The sequence below is a fragment of the Furfurilactobacillus siliginis genome (assembly GCF_001437435.1).
GTDB classification, from domain to species: Bacteria; Bacillota; Bacilli; order Lactobacillales; family Lactobacillaceae; genus Furfurilactobacillus; species Furfurilactobacillus siliginis.
Map to the genome: position 1 here is coordinate 271,164 of NZ_JQCB01000001.1, position 23,486 is coordinate 294,649.

Here is a 23,486-nt window from a genome sequence, read left to right on the forward strand (position 1 = left end):
GATTTTTGAAATAATCACTTATTAAGTGGTGCTGGCTTACCGATTAGGTCCGCGACGTGCTTTACGAACTGCTCGTTCACGCGCTTTTTCGTGCTCTTTTTTAGCTGTTTGTGTTGCTTCACGTTCACGGATAATTTTCCATGGATTCTGAATCAACAATGTTTGACCTGCTTGGAAGGCGTTTGAGATCACCCAGTACAAGGACAACGCAGCTGGCACTGACATGGCAGTGAAGAAGATAATCACTGGCATTCCCCATACCATCACAGCATTCATGGAGTTTGTCTCTGGTTGACTCTTCGTACTCAACCAAGAACTAAGGAAGGTAAATACCGCAGCTAAGATTGGCAGTACGAAGTAAGGATCACGATCCCCTAATTGCATCCACAAGAAGGAACCGGTCTTTAAAACATCCGTCCGGTAAATAGCTTGATACAATGCCCAGATAATTGGCATTTGCACTAATAATGGCAAACAACCAGATACAGGATTGTAGCCGACTTCAGCATACAATTTACGCGTTTCTTCCTGTAACTTCTGCTGGGTTGCAGTATCACGGGAAGAATACTTCTTCTGCAAAGCTGAAATCTGTGGCTGAATTTCCTGCATTTTCCGCATGGAGCGCGTTTGGTAAATCATCAATGGCAAAATAATGATCCGGATGATCAGGGTAATCATGATGATCCCCATTCCGTAACCACCAAAGATCTTACTCAACCAAACAATAAATTCACTTAGATTATATAGAATCGTGTGATCCCAAAAACCCGTACTACTACTGTTGATAGCTTTTTTACCACACGCCGCTAAAAACAAGCTGGCTGCAGCAATCATCGTCAGCGCTAACCGACGGCGGCTCTTCTTGCCCGACCGCTTTTCGTTTGACTTCACAGTTTCGTCCTCATTCTTCTATCTATTATTAATCGTCAACCAACATTATTCTTCTGGTAATAACTTTGCTAACCGTAATGCGTGCAATAAATTCTGCTTGGTGTCTGCCATGGATAACCCATCAGCAGCTGGCCGAGCAATCACTAAAAAGTCCACATCCTGCTGTAGCATTGGTTTCACTTCTAGCAATGTTTGCCGAATACGACGCTTAACCCAGTTTCGATGTACCGCATTACCAATTTTCTTACCAACTGAAATGCCGACACGAAAATGTGGTTGCTTTGGCTTTGCCAACTTATAGATTACAAATTGACGATTCGCAATTGAGTTTCTAGTTTCAAAAACTGTCTGAAACTCACTTTCTTTTTTAATTCGATATGACTTTCTCACTAGCCCAAATCTCCTCAACGATACTAGTGGGTCAGCCCACCAGTTCACTTCTAACTAAAATGAAAATAAAAAAGGTCACTGAAAAATATCAGTGGCCTGTTTTTATGCAGATAATACTTTTCTGCCCTTTTGGCGCCGACGTGCTAACACCTTACGGCCGTTGCTTGTGCTCATCCGTTTCCGGAAACCGTGAACACGGCTGCGGTGACGCTTCTTTGGTTGGTAAGTTCTCTTCATGTGGATTGCACCTCCTTTAGGGTCGTCACGACAAAGATATCGCAATGGTGACGACAATCTTGGATATCTAGCGTTCCTATATTTTAGGTTAACTGCTAATTCCAAATCAAGATTTGAAACAGCAATAAATGCACGATCTAACTCATGCAGTTCTTAAACATAATAGCATAGTCAAACAGCCTTGCAAACAACAAAATGAATTTTCCCTTTACACAGTTATCCACAGGTTTTTATGAATAATCCACAGGCAGGGTGGATTACGCTTTTTAATATACGCTATTTACACAGCTTTATGCACGGCGAATACACAAAATAACAGGGTGGTTAAAAGTTATCCACAGACGATATTTTTCCTGTTGATAACTTTTTGAATCGTTGCTGTGCTGGTTTTAGTTAACCACATCTGCCGGTGGATAACTTGTTTCACAGACGGCTAACCCCGACTTTTCGGCACCCCTGTGGAAAAGTTACCCACCTGTGTGTGGAACATTTTCACTTTGTCCTTCGTAACCTGTGGAAAACTCGCTTTGTTCATGCTAAAGTTATCCCTGCGCATTCAATATGACTGCCTTTTTTGCAATTATTTCATTTATTAATATTCATCATTTCTAGGAGGCCTGTTTGTGATCGATAAAGAAACACTCTGGGATGGCCTTAAAAATAGTTTTCGCGCTAATCTGTCACCCGTTACGTTCAATACTTGGGTGGAAACTGCGAAACCACTATCTTACCAGCCACCACACCTGCAGTTACAAGTACCATCTCAGCTACATAAAGACTATTGGGAACGAACGCTCACACCAAAGTTAGTTGAATTTGCCTTTTCTGATTTTCAGGCTGAACTAGAACCAACCTATGTCATTGAAGGCGAGAAACCAGCAGTAACCCGCACTACAGTCACAGAAGAAAAACCTACAACGACGTCGGCCAAGGTCAACCACAGCAGTTCCTTAAACGATAAGTACACGTTCGACACATTTGTCATCGGTAAGGGGAACCAGATGGCAAATGCTGCTGCGATGGCCGTTTCTGAAGAACCGGGAACGTTGTACAACCCGTTATTTCTATATGGTGGTGTTGGTTTAGGCAAAACGCATTTAATGCATGCCATTGGCCACGCGATGATCGCCCGTAATCCCGACACCAACGTCATGTACGTGACGAGTGAAGAGTTTACAAATGACATGGTTTCTTCTATTAGAGATAAAACGCAAGAAGAGTTCCGTCAAAAGTACCGCTATGTCGATCTGCTACTAGTTGATGATATTCAGTTCTTTGCTGATAAAGAAGGGACTCAGGAGGAATTCTTCCATACTTTCGAGCAACTCTATAACAATAGTAAACAAATCGTTTTAACTTCTGATCGTTTACCAAATGAAATTCCTAAGTTGCAAGATCGGTTAGTTAGTCGGTTCAAGTGGGGCTTATCCGTTGATATAACTGCACCTGACTTAGAAACACGGATCGCCATTTTACGGAACAAGGCTGAACGTGAACAAATTGAGATTCCAGATGATGCGTTAGAAATTATTGCGAGCCAAGTTAACAGTAATGTGCGTGAACTGGAAGGTGCCTTAGCACGTGTACAGGCTTACTCCCAGTTACAAAACATTGGCATTGACGATGGTATGGTTCACAACGCTTTAAAGAGTCTGAACCTCGAAAACAAACCGGCCTTATCCATCGAATTGATTCAACAGAAGGTCGCTGCTTACTTTGACGTTAACGTGATCGATCTCAAAGGTAAGAAACGCATGAAAGAAATTGTCGTACCGCGGCAAATCGCCATGTATCTAGCGCGCGAACTGACAAATTCATCGTTACCAAAGATTGGGAAAGCATTCGGCGGTAAGGATCACACAACCGTTTTACATTCCTGCGATAAGATTGCTGAAAGTGTTTCGACAGACGCAAAACTTTCAGAAACCATTCAACAGCTTAAAATTGAGATACAACGCTAGGTTAAACTGGCGTATTATGTGAACCGAAGTCATTTTCATGCTGTGGATAAGTAAGACTTATTGGTCTGGGTTTTACACACGTTGTCCACAGGTGGAAAAGTAATAAGTGTCTTGCGTCCTAGTGGTTTTCCACAGGTTCCACAGGCCCTACTACTACGACTATCTTTTATATATTAAATTAAGTAATGGGGCGCTGCCCCAAACTTACATAAACAACTTGGGGGATCAACTTATGAAATTCACCGTCAATCGACAAAGTTTCATCAAAAAGCTCAATGACGTTTCACGTGCCATTTCAACAAAAACAACTATTCCGATATTGACTGGTTTAAAACTAGTTGTTACTGATAATGAAATTACGTTTACTGGATCCGATACAGACATTTCCATCGAAACCACGCTACGTGCTAATGACGATAATGCTGAATTAACTGTTGAAGAACCAGGTAACATTGTGTTGCCTGCACGGTTCTTCAGTGAAATCGTTAAACGTTTGCCAGAAGCAACGATGACGATTGCCGTTAAAGAAGGTTTCCAAGCAAACATCACCTCAGGCGCTGCAGCATTTACCATTAATGGGCTAGATGCAAATAATTACCCACATTTACCTGAAATTGAAAGCAATGACGAAGTAACCCTTGCTGGTGATGTCTTTAGAGATATCATCAACACAACCGTAATCGCTGTTTCAAATCAGGAAAGTCGGCCAATTTTGACCGGGGTTCATTTTACCCTTGCCGGCGACGAATTTACCGCTGTAGCGACCGATTCACATCGTTTAAGCCAACGCAAAGTCACGTTACCAAACCCTGCTAGCGAAACACATGACGTCATCATTCCAGGTAAGTCATTAGTTGAACTTTCACGGATGATCGGTGAAGAACAACAGGATGTTAAGATGCGTTTAGCTGAAAACCAGGTCTTATTCATGCTTGGTGACACAGCCTTTTATTCACGCTTATTGGAAGGAAATTATCCTGATACATCACGGTTGATTCCAAGCGAATCAGAGACCACGATGGAAATTTCCGCGCCTGCGTTATTGGCGGCTATTGAACGTGCTTCTTTGCTATCGCATGAAAGTCGAAACAACGTGGTTAAGTTGACGTTATCTGATACCGCTACCGATGCAACAGCAACTATTTTCGGGAACTCGCCTGATGTTGGTGCTGTTGAAGAAAATCTTTCCACGTTAGCGCTCGATGGTAACGATTTAGAAATTTCCTTTAACCCAGACTATTTGAAAGATGCACTTCGGTCATTTGGACAGTCACAAATTAAGTTGAGCTTCACTTCAGCACTGCGGCCCTTCACATTGGTTCCGAGTGAAGACGGTGAGAACTTCATTCAGTTGATTACGCCAGTGCGGACATTCTAGACACGCAATAAAAATAATCTGTTTTCACGATTTAGATTCATAAACTAAAGGCTCACGGACAGTTGTAAATTGTCTGTGAGCCTTTTTGTATGATCAAGACGTCTACCAGCTTGAAAAATTCGTTCGACACAATGTATTTTGCAAATAAATGCGCTGTGAGCGATTTTAAACCGTTGCCAGTATCTGGTGGTTAAAAACACCTAAAACGGATTCTGGGGCTGTTCATTGGCAAATCAATTGTTTTTCCATTTTCAAAACGGTATAATAGTTACTGTAAGTAAGGATGGTGTTAATTGTGAAAAAAGAAATCTTAATTGAAACAGCCTTCATTACTTTGGGCCAACTGCTGAAGGAAGAATCAATCATTGCTTCCGGTGGTCAGGCAAAGTGGTACCTCAAGGAAAATGCAGTGTCCGTTAATGGCGAACCTGATGACCGACGTGGGCGCAAACTTTACCCTGGTGATTCAGTGGATGTACCAGATAGTGGGCTATTTTTTATACGCGAAAAACAAGCGGAAGACAGTTCAGATAAGGACGCTTAATGTACTTGGAAAGTTTACACCTGAAGAATTTTCGTAATTACGATGCGTTGGATGTGACGTTTAATCAAGGCGTCAACGTACTGTTAGGTGAAAATGCACAGGGGAAGACCAATTTGCTGGAGGCCATTTACGTGTTGGCGTTAACGCGTTCACATCGGACCGCGAATGATCGTGATCTGATTAATTGGCAGGCAGATGCAGCACTTATTTCGGGGCGTGTGCATAAGCAAAACACAACGACACCGCTAGAATTAACCTTCAGCAAGAAGGGCAAAAAAGCACGGGTCAATCACTTGGAGCAGGCACGTCTGTCTGCATACATTGGGAATTTGAACGTGATTTTATTTGCGCCGGAAGACTTAGAGTTAGTTAAGGGATCGCCTTCCGTACGACGCCATTTTATCGATCAGGAATTTGGACAAATGAGTCCTAAATACCTGTATAACGCCGGTCAGTACCGAACGATCCTGAGGCAGCGAAATAATTATTTACGCCAGCTCCAACGTAAACAAGCGAAGGATTTGGTATACCTAGGTGTTTTAAGTGATCAGTTGGCAGCCTTTGGTGCAGAGTTAGTAGCAGCGCGGATTAATTTCTTGGCGCAGCTAGAGCAATGGGCTAAAGATGTTCATCAGGTGATATCACAGGAGCGCGAAGAGCTCGCTTTCTCATATGTTAATCAAGTTAAAGCGACTGCTGAAACAACGGTAGACGAGATATACCAATCGTACCAAGAACAGTTTGAACGCCAACAACATAAGGAAATTGAGCAGGGAACCACGTTGATTGGACCACATCGTGATGACCTTCATTTTTTAGTTAATGGCAAAAATGTACAGACATTTGGCTCTCAAGGTCAGCAACGAACGACGGCGCTGTCTGTTAAATTAGCTGAAATTGACTTGATGAAAGCCATTACCGGCGAATATCCAGTGTTGCTGCTAGATGACGTATTGAGTGAGCTCGATGACGCTCGTCAGACGCACCTTTTACGGTCCATTCAAGACAAGGTACAGACATTTCTAACGACGACATCATTGAGCGGGATTGCACGTAAGCTCATTAATGATCCGACGGTATTTGATATTACAAGTGGGAAGCTGGCCCCTGAATCGTCAGCAAATGAGTCGGACGCAGCGGAATGATGACTGTGCAGGATGCAGTTTCAAGGAGGAATTAGTTTGGCTGAACAAGATGAACAAAAACAAACACGGGTTGAACGTGAACGCGCAGAACAGGCTGAAGCGGACCAAGCATCAAAGGTTGCGTCAGATGATGCAACGGAACGTGAAGCTGAAGTTGGCAACTATAATGCCGACCAAATTCAGGTTCTAGAAGGACTTGAAGCGGTTCGTAAACGTCCTGGGATGTACATTGGAACCACGACATCACAAGGTCTCCATCATTTGGTATGGGAAATTGTTGATAATGGGATTGATGAAGCCCTGGCAGGGTTTGCCGATGAAATTAACGTAGTTGTCGAAAAGGATAACTCGATTACGGTTACTGATAATGGTCGGGGAATTCCCGTTGATATCCAAAAGAAGACCGGTAAGCCAGCCTTAGAGACTGTCTTCACGATTCTGCATGCCGGGGGTAAGTTCGGCGGTGGCGGATACAAGGTTTCCGGTGGTTTGCATGGGGTTGGTGCATCAGTTGTTAACGCCTTGTCATCTTCACTCGATGCGCGTGTTTTACGGAACGGTAAAGTCTATTACATGGACTTTGAAACCGGTCATGTGAAGACATCCATGAAGATTATTGGCGACACAGATCCACATGCGCATGGAACGATTGTTCATTTTAAGCCAGATGCTGATATCTTCCGTGAAACGACTGTGTATGACATTAAGACACTGACGACTCGGATTCGCGAACTAGCCTTCTTAAACAAGGGTTTGAAGATCACGATTACGGATAATCGAGTTGATGATCCAAAGACGGAAGTATTCCACTATGAAGGTGGTATCAAGGAATACGTTAAGTTCTTGGATGATGGAAAAGACGTATTGTTCAATGATCCAGTCTATGTTGAAGGTACGCAAAACGGCATTGTGGTTGAAGTTAGTCTGCAATATACAGATGACTTCCACAGTAATTTATTGACGTTTACCAACAACATTCACACCTATGAAGGTGGAACTCACGAAACAGGGTTTAAGTCTGCCTTGACTCGGGTTATCAATGACTATTCACATAAGAGTGGCCAGTTGAAGGATAACGATGATGCGTTGTCTGGGGATGATGTTCGTGAAGGTTTGACAGCTGTTGTCTCCATCAAACATCCAGATCCACAATTTGAAGGGCAAACAAAGACTAAATTGGGGAACTCAGATGCCCGGACTGCAACGGATCACTTGTTTAGTGACACATTCAGCCGGTTTATGATGGAAAATCCCGATACTGCTCGTAAGATCGTTGATAAAGGAATTTTGGCTTCAAAAGCACGGGTTGCCGCAAAGCGTGCGCGTGAAGTAACACGGAAGAAGTCAGGACTAGAGATTTCTAATCTGCCTGGTAAATTGGCAGACAACACGTCAAAAGATCCTGCTATTTCAGAATTGTTTATCGTCGAAGGGGATTCAGCCGGTGGTTCTGCTAAGCAAGGTCGGTCACGTTTAACACAAGCAATTTTGCCAATTCGTGGGAAAATTTTGAATGTTGAAAAGGCCAGTTTGGATCGTGTGTTAGCTAACGAAGAAATTCGGTCACTATTTACCGCCTTAGGAACAGGTTTTGGGGAAGACTTTGATATTTCAAAGGCCAACTACCACAAACTAATCATCATGACTGATGCCGATGTCGATGGCGCCCATATTCGGACGTTGCTACTGACATTGTTCTATCGCTTCATGCGGCCAATGATCGATGCTGGCTACGTGTACATCGCGCAGCCACCGCTGTACCGTGTTGCGCAAGGAAAGATGATGCAATACATTGATTCAGATGAAGAACTAAACACTGTTTTAGGGCAGTTACCACCTTCACCGAAACCAATGATTCAACGGTACAAAGGGCTTGGTGAAATGGATGCAGAACAGTTATCTGAAACCACTATGGATCCAGAAAAACGCCGTTTACTGCGGGTTGACCCACAAGACGCTATAGAGGCCGATAAGGTCTTTACGATGTTGATGGGTGACAAAGTTGAGCCTCGGCGGCAATTCATTGAAGAAAATGCGAAGTTTGTTGAAAACCTTGATGCTTAATGAGTAATGTCTGTAGGCTGAATATGAAGACAAAGGAGTAGCGAAATGAGCGAAGATTTACCAAGTCGCATAACTGACGTCAATTTGTCGCAAACAATGCGGACATCCTTCTTGGATTACGCAATGTCTGTTATTGTCGCCCGGGCGCTACCTGACGTACGTGATGGGATGAAACCGGTTCATCGCCGGATTTTATACGATATGCACGAGTTAGGTAACACGCCTGATAAGGCTTATAAAAAGTCAGCCAGAATCGTTGGGGACGTTTTAGGTAAGTATCACCCCCATGGTGACAGTGCGGTGTATGAATCAATGGTCCGGATGGCACAGGATTTTAGCTATCGGTACATGTTGGTTGATGGTCATGGTAACTTTGGTTCCATTGATGGTGATGGTGCCGCTGCCATGCGGTATACCGAAGTTCGGATGAGTAAGATCACGTTGGAAATGCTGCGTGATATCAATAAAGATACGATTGATTTTCAAGATAACTATGATGGTACTGAACGCGAACCTGCTGTTTTACCTGCCCGTTTCCCTAATTTATTAGTGAACGGTGCTTCTGGGATTGCCGTGGGGATGGCCACCAGTATTCCACCACATAACTTGTCTGAGGTTATCAGTGGGATTCACATCTTGATGGACAATCCTGATGCAACGACTGCTGATTTGATGGAGGCTATTCCAGGGCCTGATTTCCCAACTGGTGCGATTGTCATGGGTAAAGCCGGTATTCGGAAAGCCTATGAGACCGGTAAGGGTTCCATCACTGTGCGGTCAAAAGTAGACATTGAAACAGCGAAAAATGGGCGTGAACGGATCATCGTAACCGAATTACCATACATGGTTAACAAGGCACGATTGATTGAACACATTGCAGAACTTGCGCGTGACAAACGAATCGAAGGTATCACTGATATCAACGATGAATCTGACCGTGAAGGTTTACGTGTTGTGATTGACGTTCGTCGGGACATGTCGGCATCAGTTATCTTGAACAATTTGTACAAGATGACCATGTTGCAGACGTCCTTTAGTTTCAACATGTTGGCGATTGAAGATGGCACACCAAAGGTATTGAGCCTGAAACAAATCTTGGTCGACTACTTGAAGCATCAAGAAAAGGTCATTCGTCGTCGGACACAGTTTGAATTAAAACGTGCTGAAGCGCGGGCCCACATTCTTGAAGGTTTGCGAATTGCCTTGGATCATATTGATGCGATCATTTCGATTATTCGTAATTCACAAACAGCTGATGTTGCTAAATCACAGTTGATGAACAATTACTCCTTGTCTGACAAGCAGGCGCAAGCCATTTTGGACATGCGGCTCGTACGTTTGACTGGTTTGGAACGCGGCAAGATTGAAGACGAATACAACGGCTTGATGGCTGACATTACTGATTACAAAGACATTCTTGGTCATGAAAGCCGTATCAACGAGATCATCTACCAAGAATTATTAGAAATTCAGAATAAATTTGGTGATGCACGGCGGACTGAACTTCAGGTTGGTGACGTAACCAGCATTGAAGATGAAGATCTGATCGAAGAAGAAGATGTCATCGTGACATTGACCCATAACGGGTACATCAAGCGTCTCCCAACCACTGAGTTCAAAGCGCAACATCGTGGTGGTCGTGGGATTCAAGGCATGAACGTGCATGATGATGACTTCATCGAGCATTTGATCTCAACTTCAACGCATGACCGGCTGATGTTATTTACGAATACCGGTAAGGTTTATGCCATGAAGGGGTATGAAATTCCTGAATATGGTCGTACTGCTAAAGGAATTCCAGTTATTAACTTGCTTGGTGTTGATGCAGGCGAACGGATTCAAGCTGTTATCAACGTTAAGGGTGATCCGAGCGAAAGTGATAATTTCTTATTCTTTACGACGGTTAAAGGGGTTGTTAAGCGGACCCCTGTGACGGATTTTGCAAATATTCGTCGTAATGGTCTGAAAGCAATCAACTTGCGCGAAGAAGATGAGTTGATGAATGTTTCCATCACCGATGGCCATCAAAATATGATTATCGGAACGCATGGCGGTTATGCTGTCTCCTTTGCTGAAGACGCTGTTCGGGAAATGGGTCGTTCTGCTGCCGGAGTTCGTGGAATTCGTTTACGTGACGATGATTACGTTGTCGGTGCTGATGTATTGACACCTGACAGCCACGTCTTGGTCATCAGCGAAAAGGGTTACGGTAAACAAACCAAGGCCAGCGAATACCCAATCAAAGGGCGCGGTGGTAAAGGAATCAAGACTGTTAATGTGACCGAGAAAAATGGTCCGTTAGCAGGGTTGACCACGGTTACTGGCACAGAAGATATTATGCTGGTTACTAATAAAGGGGTCATGATTCGTTTCAACATCAATTCTGTTTCTGAGACGGGTCGGGCAACTTTAGGGGTGCACTTGATTCGGATCGATGAAGAGTCAACAGTTGCCACCATGGCGAAGGTTGAACCAGAAGCACCAGAGGATGAACCGACTGAAGGTGACACATCGGTTGCTAGCGATGAACCAGCTGGGGATGCTGACGTACAGGTCAATGAATTATTGAACCGTGCGCAAGCAGATCAAGATGATTCATCGACTGACGATGAATAACGAGTAATGATTAAAAAAACAAGCGCGTCGACAATTCGAAAGAATTATTGACGCGTTTGTTTTTTTAGTTTGCGATTACTTTTCAAACGGATGAGCGTCAGCAATTGATTTCACAGACAAAATTACGCATAATGAAAGCGTTCTTAATAAACTTAACGGGGTGACTTACATGAGTGAGCAAAATGGGTTATTGGTTGTAACGACTGAACACATTCCTGGTCAAGAGTATGAAGTAATCGGCGAAGTGTTTGGCTTAACGACGCAATCAAAAAACGTTGTTAAAAATATTGGCGCCGGTTTGAAAAATATCGTCGGTGGTGAAATTAAGGCGTACACAGAGCTACTAAGTGAAGCGCGCGATATCGCAATTTCACGATTACGAGAGAATGCAGCAGCAATGGGTGCAGATGCAGTGGTCATGATGCGGTTTGATTCTGATTCAATCAGTCAGGATATGGAAACCGTGGCCGCATATGGTACGGCTGTTAAATTTAAATAAATTGAAACAGCACACGAGCAAACGTGTGCTGTTTTCGTATGTAATAGGTGTGTGAACGAACAGCAGGAAACGGGAAGGTTCCGTCGTGTCATTGTTATTTAGGAATGTCCATGCTATACTTTTAGCTTGTGAGCGTTCGCCATTTTAGCGAATGACTTCTTACCTGCTGCAAGACAGTGGGTCAAAGACCATAAGGAGGTATACAGTCGATGTTAGCAACTAAGTACGAAATTACTTACATTGTTCGTCCTGACTTGGATAACGAAGCTAAGCAAGCCTTAGTAGAACGTTTTGACAAGATTTTAACGGACAACGGTGCACAAATTGCTGATTCAAAAGACTGGTCAACTCGTCGCTTTGCGTACGAAATTGGAGGCTTCAACGAAGGTACTTACCACGTTGTTAACCTAACCACTGACCAGGCTGAAGCTTTAAACGAATTTGATCGTTTAGCTAAGATCAGCGATGGCATCTTACGTCACATGATCGTAAAACGTGACGCTGAATAGTTTTAAAATCAATTTTTAGAGAGGAGCACTTCACATGATTAATCGCGCAGTTCTAACCGGACGCTTAACCCGTGATCCTGAAGTTCGTTACACACAATCAGGCGCTGCTGTTGCAACCTTTACATTGGCTGTGGACCGTCAGTTCACTAACCAGTCAGGGGAACGCGAGGCAGACTTCATTAACTGTGTAATCTGGCGTAAATCAGCAGAAAACTTTGCTAATTTCACGCATAAAGGTTCACTAGTTGGTATCGAAGGCCGTGTGCAAACACGGAACTACGAGAACCAACAGGGTCAGCGCGTGTATGTCACTGAAGTGGTCGTTGAAAACTTCGCCTTATTAGAATCACGTTCTCAAACGGAGCAACGTTCTACTAATGGCGGTGGTAACAACGGCGGCTTCAACAACAATGCTCCTCAATCTGGAAGCGCCAATCCGTTTGGTGGTAATAATGGTGGTGCAACGAACAATGCACCAGCTGCTAATAACAACAACCAGAGTAACCAACCAGCTGATCCTTTTGCCGATAATGGCGAGAGCATCGACATTTCGGATGACGACCTTCCATTCTAGTCTGTAGAAATTAGGAGGATTATACAATGGCAGATCAACGTCGTCGTGGTGGTAACCGTCGTCGCCGTAAGGTAGACTTCATCGCTGCAAACCACATCGAATACATCGATTACAAAGACACTGAATTGTTGCAACGCTTCATTTCAGAACGAGGCAAGATTTTACCTCGTCGTGTGACTGGTACGTCCGCTAAGAACCAACGTCGTTTGACGGTGGCAATCAAGCGTTCACGGATCATGGGATTACTTCCCTTCGTTGCAGAAGACTAATCAATTTTTAAACACAGTCCCTTGGGGCTGTGTTTTTTTGTGACAATTTTTAGGGTTGTGATGATGAAGCGTCTGCTTTTGGCGCGTGGTGCCTTGCACCGGTAGATGTGATAAACTGTTAGCAGGATTTCATCGAAAGGAGCAGTCATGATGAAGCAGTTATGGGCACGGTTACGGTTGCCTGTTTTCATGCAGAATAGTCGGTTGCGTTGGATTGCTGTATATGGTCTAGGGCTAGGCTTGTTAGGTGTGATTACCGCATTTCTCGTTAACTGGATTTTTGGTTTGATTGTATTGGTGGCGGCGGTAATCGTCCTCATCGTGATTTTTAATACATTACAAGAAATTAGTATTGATACACAGGAATTTATCGCGGATCTATCTTATCGCATCAAGCGCGGTGAACAAGAAGCCTTGATTGAGATGCCAATGGGAATTTTGATCTTTAATGAGCAGCAACGAGTTGCGTGGATTAATCCATACTTGCAAAAGTATTTTGGTGAAACAGAGATTCTTGGTAAAACGGTGGCTGAAGTAGATCAACCGCTAGCAGATGCGATTACAGAACACACACAAGATGAGTCATATGGCACGATTACTTGGAATGACAAACAATTTTATGTGTTGGTACAAGCAGAACTAAACGTTGTGTACTTGATGGATGTGAGTCACTACGCACAAATTGAACGTGATTATCACAATGAACAATTAGTACTAGGTAACATTTCGCTAGATAATTATGATGAAGTTACTCAAAGTATGAGTGATTCTGATATTTCAACGCTTAGAAATTATGTCACCAGCACACTGACAGATTGGACGAAACAGTTCAATATGTACCTACGGCGGTTAAATTCTGACCATTACTTGATTGTTGGCCATTTACAAGATTTAGAGCGCTTGGAAGATGATAAGTTTAAAGTATTAGACACTATTCGCGAAACGACTTCAAAACAAAACTATCCATTAACGTTGTCCATGGGAATTGCTTATGGACTAAAGGACTTGAATCGTTTAGCTAGCCTGGCCCAGAGTAATTTGGACTTGGCGCTTGGACGTGGTGGTGACCAAGTCGTTGTTAAGGCTGAGGATGAGGAAGCCCGTTTTTATGGCGGGAAGACGAACCCAATGGAAAAACGGACACGTGTGCGTGCGCGAATGATTTCGCAAGCTTTGCAGGAATTATTTAGCCAGTCAGACCAGATATTTGTCGCTGGGCACCAAACGCCGGATATGGATTCGCTGGGAGCAACCTTAGGAATTCGCCGGATTGCTCAGATGAATGGCAAGAAATGTTGGATTATTCTGGATGAAGACCAACAAACGCATTCAGATATTCATCAATTGCTTAAGGAATTAGATAACTACGCTGAGATTAAAGATGCCATCATTACACCGGCAGATGCCGCTAATCGTGCCACAGAGCAAAGTTTATTAGTTATGGTGGATCATTCTAAACCATCGCTTTCGATGGCTCAGAGTGTCTATGAGCAGCTTCAAAATCGCACTGTAATTATTGACCACCATCGCCGCGGGGAAGAATTCCCTGAGAATCCGATTCTGGTCTATATTGAACCATATGCGAGTTCCACTTGTGAGTTGATTACGGAAATGTTAGAGTATCAGCCACAGGAAGCAAATGCGATTAACAAGATTGAAGCGACTGCGATGTTATCAGGGATTGAAATCGATACGAAGCGGTTTACGAATCACACGGGTACGAGAACGTTTGACGCAGCCAGTTACCTTCGTTCAGCAGGCGCTGATTCAGAGCTGATCGCGCAGTTCAATAAAGAAAATCCAGATAGCTATATGCAACGGAATCACTTAATCAGTCTTGTTGAATTAGTTGATCAGCATGTCGCGTTAATTGCTGGGGAAGACGGACAAAGCTATGATTCAGTGACAGCGGCGCAGGCGGCTGATTCGCTGCTTAATATGGCTGGCATCATGGCTTCTTATGTGATTACGGAACGTGCAGACGGACGCGTCGGAATCTCGGCTCGGTCAACTGGAGAAATCAACGTTCAATTAATGATGGAACAAATGGGTGGTGGCGGTCATTTACAAAATGCCGCTACCCAGATTGAAAATAAGCGCGTTAGTGAAGTTCGCCAAGAGTTGTTGAATCTGATCAATCACCAGGCTGAAGAAACCGCGCAGGAGATAAAGGAGTAATACTCATGAAGGTTATTTTTACACAGGATGTTCGCGGCCGCGGTAAGCGTGGCGAAGTTAAAGATGTTCCAGATGGCTATGCCCAGAACTTCTTGATTAAGACCGGTAAAGCCAAAGCGGCCACTGCGTCAGCGTTAAGTCAGCTGCAAGGGCAACAACGAGCAGAAGCACGTGAAGAAGCAACTGAATTAGCAGAGGCACAAGCATTAAAGGCTCGTCTTGAAGCTGATGAAACAGTTGTTGAAATTAAGGCGAAGGCTGGGGCAGATAGTCGACTATTTGGTTCAATTCCTTCAAAGCAGATTGCACAAGCATTAGCACAGCAGTTTGATTTGAAGTTGGATAAACACAAGATTGAGTTACCAGATCCAATTCGGGCATTAGGCTACACCAATGTACCGGTTAAGCTACACAGTCAGGTAACGGCAAAAATTCGTGTCCATGTGGTTGAACAATAATAGCTCATATTTTGCCGCACTATTTCCCGGGAAATGGTGCGGTCTTGTCGTAATAATGATTAATTAACGGAGAACACATGGATAACGTAGATTTTCGAGAGCAGACACCACCACAAAATGTAGAGGCTGAACAGGCAGTATTAGGGGCAGTCTTCTTAAGTAATGATGCCTTGCCAGAAGCACTGGAATATTTGCAGCCAGCTGACTTTTATCGGCGGGCACATCAAATCATTTTCCAGGCAATGGTCGACTTAAATAATAATGGAACCGTCGTTGATGCTGTCACGGTCAATGATGCATTGACCGCTAATGGTCAAATTGAGGATGTCGGCGGGGTTACTTACATCGCTGAGTTGGCACAAGCGGTTCCAACTGCTGCCAACGTTGGTTATTACGCCAAGATTGTGCAGGAAAAGGCACTCTTACGGCATTTGATCAAAACGGCTACTGATATCGTGACCCATTCATATAATGAAGATGACGATGTGACCACGTTGCTAGAAAACGCGGAAACAGAAATTATGAAGGTTGCCGATGATCGGAATAGTGGTGGTTTTAAGCCGATTGCTGATGTGTTGAACCAGGCGATGAATACCGTGAATGAGTTGTCAAAGCACGGTGATGAAATCACAGGCTTAGCAACCGGGTTCCATGAACTAGATAAGATGACGACTGGGTTACACGACGATGAACTCGTTATTCTAGCAGCCCGTCCTGGGGTCGGGAAAACGGCCTTCGTGTTGAACATTGCTGAAAATGTTGCGACCAAGACGAATAAGACAGTTGCCTTGTTTAGTTTGGAAATGGGTGCTGAGTCATTGGTCAACCGGATGCTTTGTGCTGAAGGTAGTATCGATGCCAATCATTTGCGGACCGGTCAATTAACGGATGAAGAATGGCAAAACTTGGTGGTTGCTATGGGTGCTTTATCCAAGACAAGTGTATTTATTGATGATACACCGGGGAATCGAATGGCTGAAATCAGTGCTAAGTGCCGACGTTTGGCTAAAGAGCATGATTTAGGAATCATTATTATCGATTATCTTCAGTTAATTGAAGGTGGTAATAAAGAAAACCGACAACAAGAAGTGTCTGATATTTCGCGTCAGTTAAAGAAACTTGCTAAGGAACTAAGCGTACCAGTAATTGCGTTGTCGCAATTATCGCGTGGCTTGGAACAGCGGCAGGACAAACGCCCTGTTTTGTCAGATATTCGTGAATCAGGATCAATTGAACAAGATGCTGATATCGTCGCGTTCCTGTATCGTGATGATTATTATCAACGAGATAATGATGACGAGGATAGTAACAGTGATCCACGTGAAGATGAGGATCAAAATGTTGGGGAAGTTGAAGTCATTATTGAGAAAAACCGTTCTGGTGCGCGAGGAACTGTAAAACTACTATTTGTTAAGTCCTATAACAAGTTTTCAAATATCGCATATACGGCTCCAGGACAGTAGCGTTAGTTTAACGAGTACAGGAAAGAGAGCGACAAAAGTCAGGAAGTAACGAGCATGACCTAGAACGATCGTACAGAGTGGTCTTCAATCCGGTAGGTTTTTCGTAGTCTGCACAGCGACTTGATTTTTGGCACTATTGAAACTTAGAAAACAACAATGGGTCTGTGGACATAATTAGTTATGTCCCGGACCCTTTATCAGATGGATAACATATTTCCAGGGAAATATTGAGGGGAGGAACTATGCGACAGGAAAATACAGGTAAGGAAATCAAGTTACCTTGGCTATTAGCGGCTGGGCTGCTTAATAATATGGGTCAAAGTTTCATTTGGCCATTAACAACTATCTACATCCACGATGCCTTACATGAATCATTGACCGTGGTTGGGTTGGTACTACTACTTAATTCTGCTGCCAGCATTGTTGGTGCATATTTAGGTGGTTGGTTATTTGATCGGGTCAATGCTTATAAACTAACGTTGATTGCAACGCTTTTTGAATTGACGGCCACAGTATTTCTGATTTTTTGGCATGGATGGCCGGCCTTTCCAATTGGCCTTGTATTTATGGGCTTTGGGAGTGGCTTGTTGATCACTGTAATCAATTCACTGGGAACAACGATTAAGAGTCATGATGGGCGCTATGTGTTTAACATGATTTACTTCATGCAAAACCTAGGTGTAGTTTTTGGCACGATGATGGTTGGATTTGTGTACCAACACGGAGTTCAGTATTTATTCATTATCACGGCGGCCATGTACATTGGTTATTTCTTCATTGCATTAACACAATTCAATGTGCCAGCAGTTACTGAACATGCCACCCATAGCAAACATGAAACGATCAACCGGAAATTACCGCGACCAAATCGAATCGTTATCTGGACCTTTTTTATTGCCTTAATTGTGATTTGGATTATGTATGAGCAATGGGTTTCAAATATGGCGGTGTACATGACGGATCAAGGCATTCCGCTGACGAAGTATAGTTTCTTATGGACGGTTAATGCTGGTTTGATCCTGGTATTTCAACTAGGGGTTAACTTCTTAGGAGAACGAATTCGCAATCCGTACTATCAGATTATCCCAGGTATCTTGGCCGTGGCGTTTTCTTTTGTGATTTTACTGTTTGTTAAGCAGTACGCCGGCTTTGTGTTAGCCATGGCTGTTTTGACATTAGGTGAAGCAACGGCTTTTCCTGCCATACCGGCGCTGGTTAACCAGTTGACACCATTGGATATGAAAGGAAAGTATCAAGGATCGGTGAATGCTGCAGCCTCCGCTGGACGTGCGCTAGGGCCCTTGCTAGGCGGCATCTTGATTGATGCTACTTCCTACAAATTCATGTTTGGGTTTGCCGCTGTTGCTGTCGTAGTGACGTGGGTGATGGTAATTGTCATTCGTCGCTGGCAATATCATAAGACAACGCATTATTAATGGGGATTGCTTGGCATTAGATGCGGTTATTAATTGACAATTAAATTGATTAACGCTAATCTATCTTTAAACAACTGACAAAAAATAAGTGAAATTAGTTTACATGATGCTGTGTGAGCTACAACCAAAGAGAAAGTTATCTAATAATGGCTTTCTAAGTGGCAGCAAAGCCGCTTCGCCCTTGGACCGTTAACGGCAGGGAGGGGCGCGCTTTTTTGTTTGACCTTATTTGTCAGAAAGGACAGTTGTATGTGGAAGATTATCACGGATGCGATTCCGCAGCTATTAGTTGCGGGGCTGAAATTCACACTCCCGATGGCCATTATTTCGTTTGTCATTGGCATGGTGATTGCTTTAGCAGTTGCCTTAACAAGAATCAGTACGAAGCGTGGCGCGTTTAACTTATTGCGGTGGTTGGCTAGTGCCTATGTGTGGTTATTTAGAAGTACACCGTTGTTAGTGCAATTATTTATTGTTTACTTTGGACTACCACATTTAATTATTCCGGGGGTCTTTCCAGAGGGAATCAAGTTAGATCCGTTCATGGCAGGAATTATCACCTTTTCGTTAAATACTGGTGCCTACTGTGCTGAAACAGTTCGCGCCTCATTGCTGTCAGTACCACAAGGACAATGGGAAGCGGCCTATGCGATTGGTATGCGGCGGGGTATGGTCTTACGGCGGATTATTATCCCGCAAGCCTTGCGGACCGCGTTACCGCCACTCAGCAATAGCTTTATTGGCCTTGTTAAAGATACATCGCTAGCCGTATCCATTACAATTGTCGAAATGTTTGAAGTGAGTCAACAAATTGCGGCCACTAATTATCAGCCATTATTGATGTATACCTTAGTCGCCTTGTTGTATGCAGTTTTCTGTACTGTGCTAAGTTGGCTGCAAAGTTGGTTAGAGCGGAAGTTTTCTGCTTATACAAGCGTTGAAGGAGGGATGATTTCATGATCGAACTCACACATTTAACGAAACGATTTGGCGATAATGTTGTTTTGAATGATATTTGTACAACCTTTCCTGAGCAGGAAACTACAGTTATCTTGGGACCAAGTGGTTCAGGAAAATCAACGTTGCTTCGCAGCTTAAACTTACTTGAACACCCTGAAGAAGGACAGTACCAAATTGATGACTTGCAGGTGAATTTTGCTGAACCAATCAGTTCACAGACGACATTTGCGGTGCGCCAGAAAACTGAGATGGTGTTTCAAGGATTTAATCTTTTTCCACATATGACGGTGTTAAAAAATCTGATTGAGGGACCTGTCCACGTATTGAAGAAGCCGAAAGCTGATGCAATGGCGGAGGCTAGTACGTTACTGAAACATGTGGGTTTGGCGGATAAGGCAGATGCGTATCCTTCACAGTTATCAGGTGGGCAAGCACAACGAGTGGCCATCGCGCGCAGTTTGGCGATGCATCCACATTATATTTTATTAGACGAACCGACCAGTGCGTTAGATCCTGAGCTAGAACTTGAAGTGTTGAAAGTCTTATTAACCATTCATGAACAACAACAGTCGATGGTAATCGTGACACATAATATGAGTTTTGCGAAGCGTGTTGCGAATAAGATTTTGTTTATTGAAAATGGCGATGTACAATACGACGGTTCCGCTGCAGGTTTCTTCGCTTCAGAAAATCCACGCATCAAACGGTTTATCGATTCGATGTCATTTACGATTTAGAAATAGAAGGGAAGTTTCATAATGAATAAGAAATTTGTGTATGCTTTAATTGCAGTTGCAACTGCGGGTTTAGTTACGTTCGGCTTAGGAAGCCATCAAACGGCCTCCGCTAAGAGTGCTAGTTATCAAGATGAATTGGTTAAAAAAGGAACTTTAACAGTTGGCTTAGAAGGTGTCTTTCCACCTTACTCATATCGAAAAGATGGTAAATTGACCGGCTTTGAAGTTGATTTAGCTCGTAAACTGGGTAAGGAAATGAATGTGAAGGTTAACATTGTCCCAACTAAATGGGATGGGTTGATTGCAGGTGTTGGTAGCAAGCGGTTTGATGTCGTTATTAACAACGTTACGCCAACACCTGAACGACGGAAGGCATATGCTTTCACGACGCCTTATATTTATTCTCACTATGTTTTAGTGACGCAAAAGAAAGATACCAAGATTAAATCAGTAAAAGATATCAAAGGGAAGAAATTTGTTGAAGGAACGGGTACGGATAACCAGCAAGTTGCCAAGAAATTTGATGCAACAGTTATTCCTAACAGTAACTTCGATACGACGCTTGATATGATCAAAGATGGTCGGGCTGATGGCACGGTTAACTCTGAATCAGCTTGGCGCGACTACAAGAAAACTAATAGTGCCGCTGGTCTAAAGGCACAAAAGATTGCGAATAAAGATGTTGAACCTGCAGAGGTTGCAGCGTTGTTAAGCAAACAGTCGCCAGCATTACGTAAGCAAATGAACAAAGCGCTGTCTAAAATGCGTGCTGATGGGTCGCTCAAACAGCTATCTGTTAAGTACTTTGGAACTGATGTAACAAAAAAATAGTTGTTCCACGTGAAACAAAGACGCGTCTCAGCAAGAAAATGCTGGACGCGTCTTTTGTTTGAATTTATTTAGGTTGGCCGGCGACCAGATAAAGTGCAATCGCAATCGCGACATAAACGAAGCGACCAATAAGCGGCCACCAGCGAATGCTGCCTTTGGATCGGTCGGTTTGGTAAGCAAGTTCTAAGGAACCAATCATGCCAACGACCATGAATGCCCAACTGGCAATTGTCAAAGACATGCAAACAGTTACTGCGGACCACCACATTGCCAACTGAGTGGAGACAGCTTCATCTGCATATGCACGAACGGTGGTAATTAAACAGGCGGCGACATAGCCGACAACTAATAATTGGGCAAGAATGTATAACAATAGGTCAGCCTACTTTCATTAACAGTTAGTAGACTCATTGTACCGCACGACTGAGTGCACGACTAGAACATGGTTGGTACAATGCCACCGTCCATGCGAATTGCGTTACCACTAAAAGCACCAACGGCTGGGCTAGCGACAAAGGCCACTAACTTACCGATTTCCTCTGGACGAATGAGGCGTCCTAATGTTGATGTTGGACGGTTTTTAGCCATATATTCACGTTCTTTGGAAGCAAAATCCATGTTTGGATCAGGATAAAGATCATTGATGAAATCAACAACGCCTTCAGTTAACGTTGATCCTGGCATCACGGTGTTGACAGTGACCCCAGTAGCTTTTGTTAAATTAGCCATGCTCTTAGCTAAGTTTAATTCCATTGCTTTTGTCATAGAATATTGAGGCATTTCTGGTGAAGGTTGGATGGCAGCCTCACTGGCAATGAAAATGATGCGCCCGAAGTTTTGTTTGAGTAAGCCAGGTAAGTAGAACTTCGCAAGTGCATTGCCACTGAGGACATTCGTTCTGAAATACCGTTCCCAGGTGTCATCATCAATATCGAAGTAATCCATTGCTTCGAAAATACCCATATTGTTGATAAGAATATCGAGGGTTGGAAAGGCAGTTTCAAGCGCTGTTCGACCATCGGCGGTCGTTAAGTCAAATGGCGCGGCTTTCAACTTTGCAGTTGGTACGGTCGCTACAATATCAGTCATTGCTTGGCTTACGCTAGCTTGGCTACGCCCGTTGATAATAACGGTTGCGCCTTCCTTAGCCATTTCAATGGCAATGGCTTTGCCGATGCCTTTGGTTGAGCCAGTAATTAAAGCAACTTTATCGGTTAAATTTAGTTCCATAATAGTTATCCTCCATGAGTGTGTCACTGTTAGGATAAGCGGCACGTATCTAAACAACAAGTAGGCACTTTTCGGTAACTAAACAAAAAATTACCCAAGGATCGGGGGGATCCTTGGGTAATTATCATTCTAGAGAGAGTCTTAACATATCTGGGGGAGATACATTACGTCAAGGAAGTGAGGGGTAGGTGCTTCCTTGATGATTACTATCATAAGCAGGCTACCTAAAAATAACCTTAAAATGGATTTATGAAAAGGTTGCGACAAAGTGATTGGATAACAAGCCACTAACAAGCATAAATAGCGGCTTCGCAATCTAATTGTTGGTATAATAGCGCTACAAAACTAAATTTAAATTGGAGGATAAGAAATATGGAATTAACAGGTACTGATTTTGATATTTTAAGTGCAATTGCAGATGGCCGTGTGGAGCCAGGCACATCTGTCCATCATTTTGTGGACTATTGTGACAATGCGATTGGTGGCAATCCACAACCATTAATTGATGCTGGTTACATCGAAGCAACAGAATTTGCAGTTACCGGTTTAACAGAACTGGGTAAAAAGGCATTAGCAGATCATCGCGCAGCACAACAATAAGCTGTTCTAAGGTAGTTTCGACCTGTAAAGTGTGCCATAATTAGCAGCATTAACTTACAGGCAAAGGACGGTTTCTACATGAATCAACAATGGCACGATCAAGCAGTAAGCGCAGTTTACACGCTACTTCGGTGGGCGGGGATGATCAATATTTTTGTTGGTGTCTTTTTAGCATGGACTGTAATGAATGCTGGTGCAAACTTTGCATTTTATATGTTGACGCTATTACCAGCAATTGTTGGTGTGTGGCAGTTTACGAAGGCACGTCAACTGACTGATCGCTGGCTGATTAATGGCGGTCTGTTTTACGGGCAGGCAATTCTAAGTTTTGTCTTTGCATCCTGGATTGCAAGTATTCTGTTATGGATTGCTGGCCATCGTTTACAAGTTCTTGCTAGTCAGCAGCAATAGTTCGTTTAGTGAACAAAAGCCTAAGTTAGCGAATTTTCGTGCACTAAGGTGGTAGATTGCAAATTTAATCCGAATTTTTGGACAAATTTGTCAGCATAACCTGAT

24 protein-coding genes are annotated in these 23,486 nt (G+C 43.4%); 19 read left to right on the forward strand and 5 right to left on the reverse strand.

Going from position 1 to position 23,486, the window contains the following annotated elements:
• Positions 1-36: 36 nt before the first annotated feature.
• The 3 genes from IV55_RS01225 to rpmH all read right to left on the reverse strand — a co-directional run bounded on the left by IV55_RS01225 (position 37) and on the right by rpmH (position 1,518).
• Positions 37-834, reverse strand: coding sequence for a YidC/Oxa1 family membrane protein insertase (locus tag IV55_RS01225; protein ID WP_057808613.1), 798 nt, complete (start codon positions 832-834; stop codon positions 37-39).
• Between the two features lie 102 nt (positions 835-936).
• Positions 937-1,281: a ribonuclease P protein component gene (gene rnpA / locus IV55_RS01230; RefSeq protein WP_057808586.1), complete on the reverse strand. Its 345-nt coding sequence runs from the start codon at positions 1,279-1,281 to the stop codon at positions 937-939.
• 102 nt (positions 1,282-1,383) lie between these two features.
• Positions 1,384-1,518 (reverse strand): 50S ribosomal protein L34, encoded by a 135-nt coding sequence (rpmH, locus tag IV55_RS01235; protein ID WP_054702263.1) that lies wholly within the window; start codon positions 1,516-1,518, stop codon positions 1,384-1,386.
• A gap of 623 nt (positions 1,519-2,141) precedes the next feature.
• Here rpmH and dnaA point away from each other — a divergent pair.
• The 17 genes from dnaA to IV55_RS01320 all read left to right on the forward strand — a co-directional run bounded on the left by dnaA (position 2,142) and on the right by IV55_RS01320 (position 21,140).
• Positions 2,142-3,479, forward strand: a complete 1,338-nt coding sequence (gene dnaA / locus IV55_RS01240; protein WP_057808587.1) for a chromosomal replication initiator protein DnaA — start codon at positions 2,142-2,144, stop codon at positions 3,477-3,479.
• A gap of 232 nt (positions 3,480-3,711) precedes the next feature.
• On the forward strand, positions 3,712-4,857 hold the full coding sequence (gene dnaN / locus IV55_RS01245; RefSeq protein ID WP_057808588.1) for a DNA polymerase III subunit beta: 1,146 nt from the start codon (positions 3,712-3,714) through the stop codon (positions 4,855-4,857).
• 295 nt (positions 4,858-5,152) lie between these two features.
• Complete coding sequence (gene yaaA / locus IV55_RS01250) at positions 5,153-5,401, forward strand: S4 domain-containing protein YaaA (RefSeq protein ID WP_186808484.1); 249 nt, start codon at positions 5,153-5,155, stop codon at positions 5,399-5,401.
• Positions 5,401-6,546, forward strand: a complete 1,146-nt coding sequence (gene recF / locus IV55_RS01255; RefSeq protein WP_057808590.1) for a DNA replication/repair protein RecF — start codon at positions 5,401-5,403, stop codon at positions 6,544-6,546. The genes yaaA and recF overlap by 1 nt, the downstream gene beginning before the upstream one ends.
• Positions 6,547-6,582: 36 nt before the next feature.
• The gene (gyrB, locus tag IV55_RS01260; protein WP_083483887.1) at positions 6,583-8,610 is read left to right on the forward strand and encodes a DNA topoisomerase (ATP-hydrolyzing) subunit B; all 2,028 of its coding nucleotides are present in this window, start codon (positions 6,583-6,585) and stop codon (positions 8,608-8,610) included.
• Between the two features lie 45 nt (positions 8,611-8,655).
• A complete protein-coding gene (gene gyrA, locus IV55_RS01265; protein ID WP_057808591.1) occupies positions 8,656-11,226 on the forward strand; it encodes a DNA gyrase subunit A in 2,571 nt (856 codons plus the stop codon).
• Positions 11,227-11,395: 169 nt separating this feature from the next.
• Positions 11,396-11,725: a heavy metal-binding domain-containing protein gene (locus tag IV55_RS01270; protein WP_057808592.1), complete on the forward strand. Its 330-nt coding sequence runs from the start codon at positions 11,396-11,398 to the stop codon at positions 11,723-11,725.
• Positions 11,726-11,934: 209 nt separating this feature from the next.
• Positions 11,935-12,234 (forward strand): 30S ribosomal protein S6, encoded by a 300-nt coding sequence (gene rpsF / locus IV55_RS01275; RefSeq protein WP_057808593.1) that lies wholly within the window; start codon positions 11,935-11,937, stop codon positions 12,232-12,234.
• A 34-nt stretch (positions 12,235-12,268) separates the two neighbouring features.
• A complete protein-coding gene (gene ssb, locus IV55_RS01280; RefSeq protein ID WP_057808594.1) occupies positions 12,269-12,808 on the forward strand; it encodes a single-stranded DNA-binding protein in 540 nt (179 codons plus the stop codon).
• A gap of 26 nt (positions 12,809-12,834) precedes the next feature.
• Positions 12,835-13,077: a 30S ribosomal protein S18 gene (gene rpsR / locus IV55_RS01285; protein WP_017262420.1), complete on the forward strand. Its 243-nt coding sequence runs from the start codon at positions 12,835-12,837 to the stop codon at positions 13,075-13,077.
• A 150-nt stretch (positions 13,078-13,227) separates the two neighbouring features.
• Positions 13,228-15,255 carry a DHH family phosphoesterase gene (locus tag IV55_RS01290; protein ID WP_057808595.1) on the forward strand — a complete coding sequence of 676 codons (2,028 nt, stop codon included), beginning with the start codon at positions 13,228-13,230 and terminating at the stop codon, positions 15,253-15,255.
• 5 nt (positions 15,256-15,260) lie between these two features.
• Entirely contained in the window at positions 15,261-15,713 is a 453-nt protein-coding gene (gene rplI, locus IV55_RS01295) for a 50S ribosomal protein L9 (RefSeq protein WP_057808596.1), read from the forward strand.
• 77 nt (positions 15,714-15,790) lie between these two features.
• The gene (gene dnaB, locus IV55_RS01300; RefSeq protein ID WP_057808597.1) at positions 15,791-17,176 is read left to right on the forward strand and encodes a replicative DNA helicase; all 1,386 of its coding nucleotides are present in this window, start codon (positions 15,791-15,793) and stop codon (positions 17,174-17,176) included.
• Positions 17,177-17,418: 242 nt separating this feature from the next.
• Entirely contained in the window at positions 17,419-18,612 is a 1,194-nt protein-coding gene (locus IV55_RS01305; protein WP_057808598.1) for an MDR family MFS transporter, read from the forward strand.
• Positions 18,613-18,861: 249 nt separating this feature from the next.
• Positions 18,862-19,572: an amino acid ABC transporter permease gene (locus IV55_RS01310; RefSeq protein WP_057808599.1), complete on the forward strand. Its 711-nt coding sequence runs from the start codon at positions 18,862-18,864 to the stop codon at positions 19,570-19,572.
• A complete protein-coding gene (locus IV55_RS01315; protein ID WP_057808600.1) occupies positions 19,569-20,309 on the forward strand; it encodes an amino acid ABC transporter ATP-binding protein in 741 nt (246 codons plus the stop codon). The genes IV55_RS01310 and IV55_RS01315 overlap by 4 nt, the downstream gene beginning before the upstream one ends.
• An 18-nt stretch (positions 20,310-20,327) precedes the next feature.
• On the forward strand, positions 20,328-21,140 hold the full coding sequence (locus IV55_RS01320) for a transporter substrate-binding domain-containing protein (RefSeq protein WP_371858871.1): 813 nt from the start codon (positions 20,328-20,330) through the stop codon (positions 21,138-21,140).
• Between the two features lie 64 nt (positions 21,141-21,204).
• Here the strand turns inward: IV55_RS01320 and IV55_RS01325 are convergent, their stop codons facing one another.
• Both IV55_RS01325 and IV55_RS01330 read right to left on the reverse strand, forming a co-directional pair.
• Positions 21,205-21,513, reverse strand: coding sequence for a hypothetical protein (locus IV55_RS01325; RefSeq protein ID WP_057808602.1), 309 nt, complete (start codon positions 21,511-21,513; stop codon positions 21,205-21,207).
• Positions 21,514-21,575: 62 nt separating this feature from the next.
• The gene (locus IV55_RS01330) at positions 21,576-22,370 is read right to left on the reverse strand and encodes an SDR family NAD(P)-dependent oxidoreductase (protein WP_057808603.1); all 795 of its coding nucleotides are present in this window, start codon (positions 22,368-22,370) and stop codon (positions 21,576-21,578) included.
• A 372-nt stretch (positions 22,371-22,742) separates the two neighbouring features.
• On the opposite strand from IV55_RS01330, the gene IV55_RS01335 reads away from it, so the two are divergent.
• Positions 22,743-22,970, forward strand: a complete 228-nt coding sequence (locus tag IV55_RS01335; RefSeq protein ID WP_057808604.1) for a hypothetical protein — start codon at positions 22,743-22,745, stop codon at positions 22,968-22,970.
• 78 nt (positions 22,971-23,048) lie between these two features.
• Positions 23,049-23,381 (forward strand): hypothetical protein, encoded by a 333-nt coding sequence (locus IV55_RS01340; protein WP_057808605.1) that lies wholly within the window; start codon positions 23,049-23,051, stop codon positions 23,379-23,381.
• The last annotated feature ends 105 nt before the right edge of the window (positions 23,382-23,486 follow it).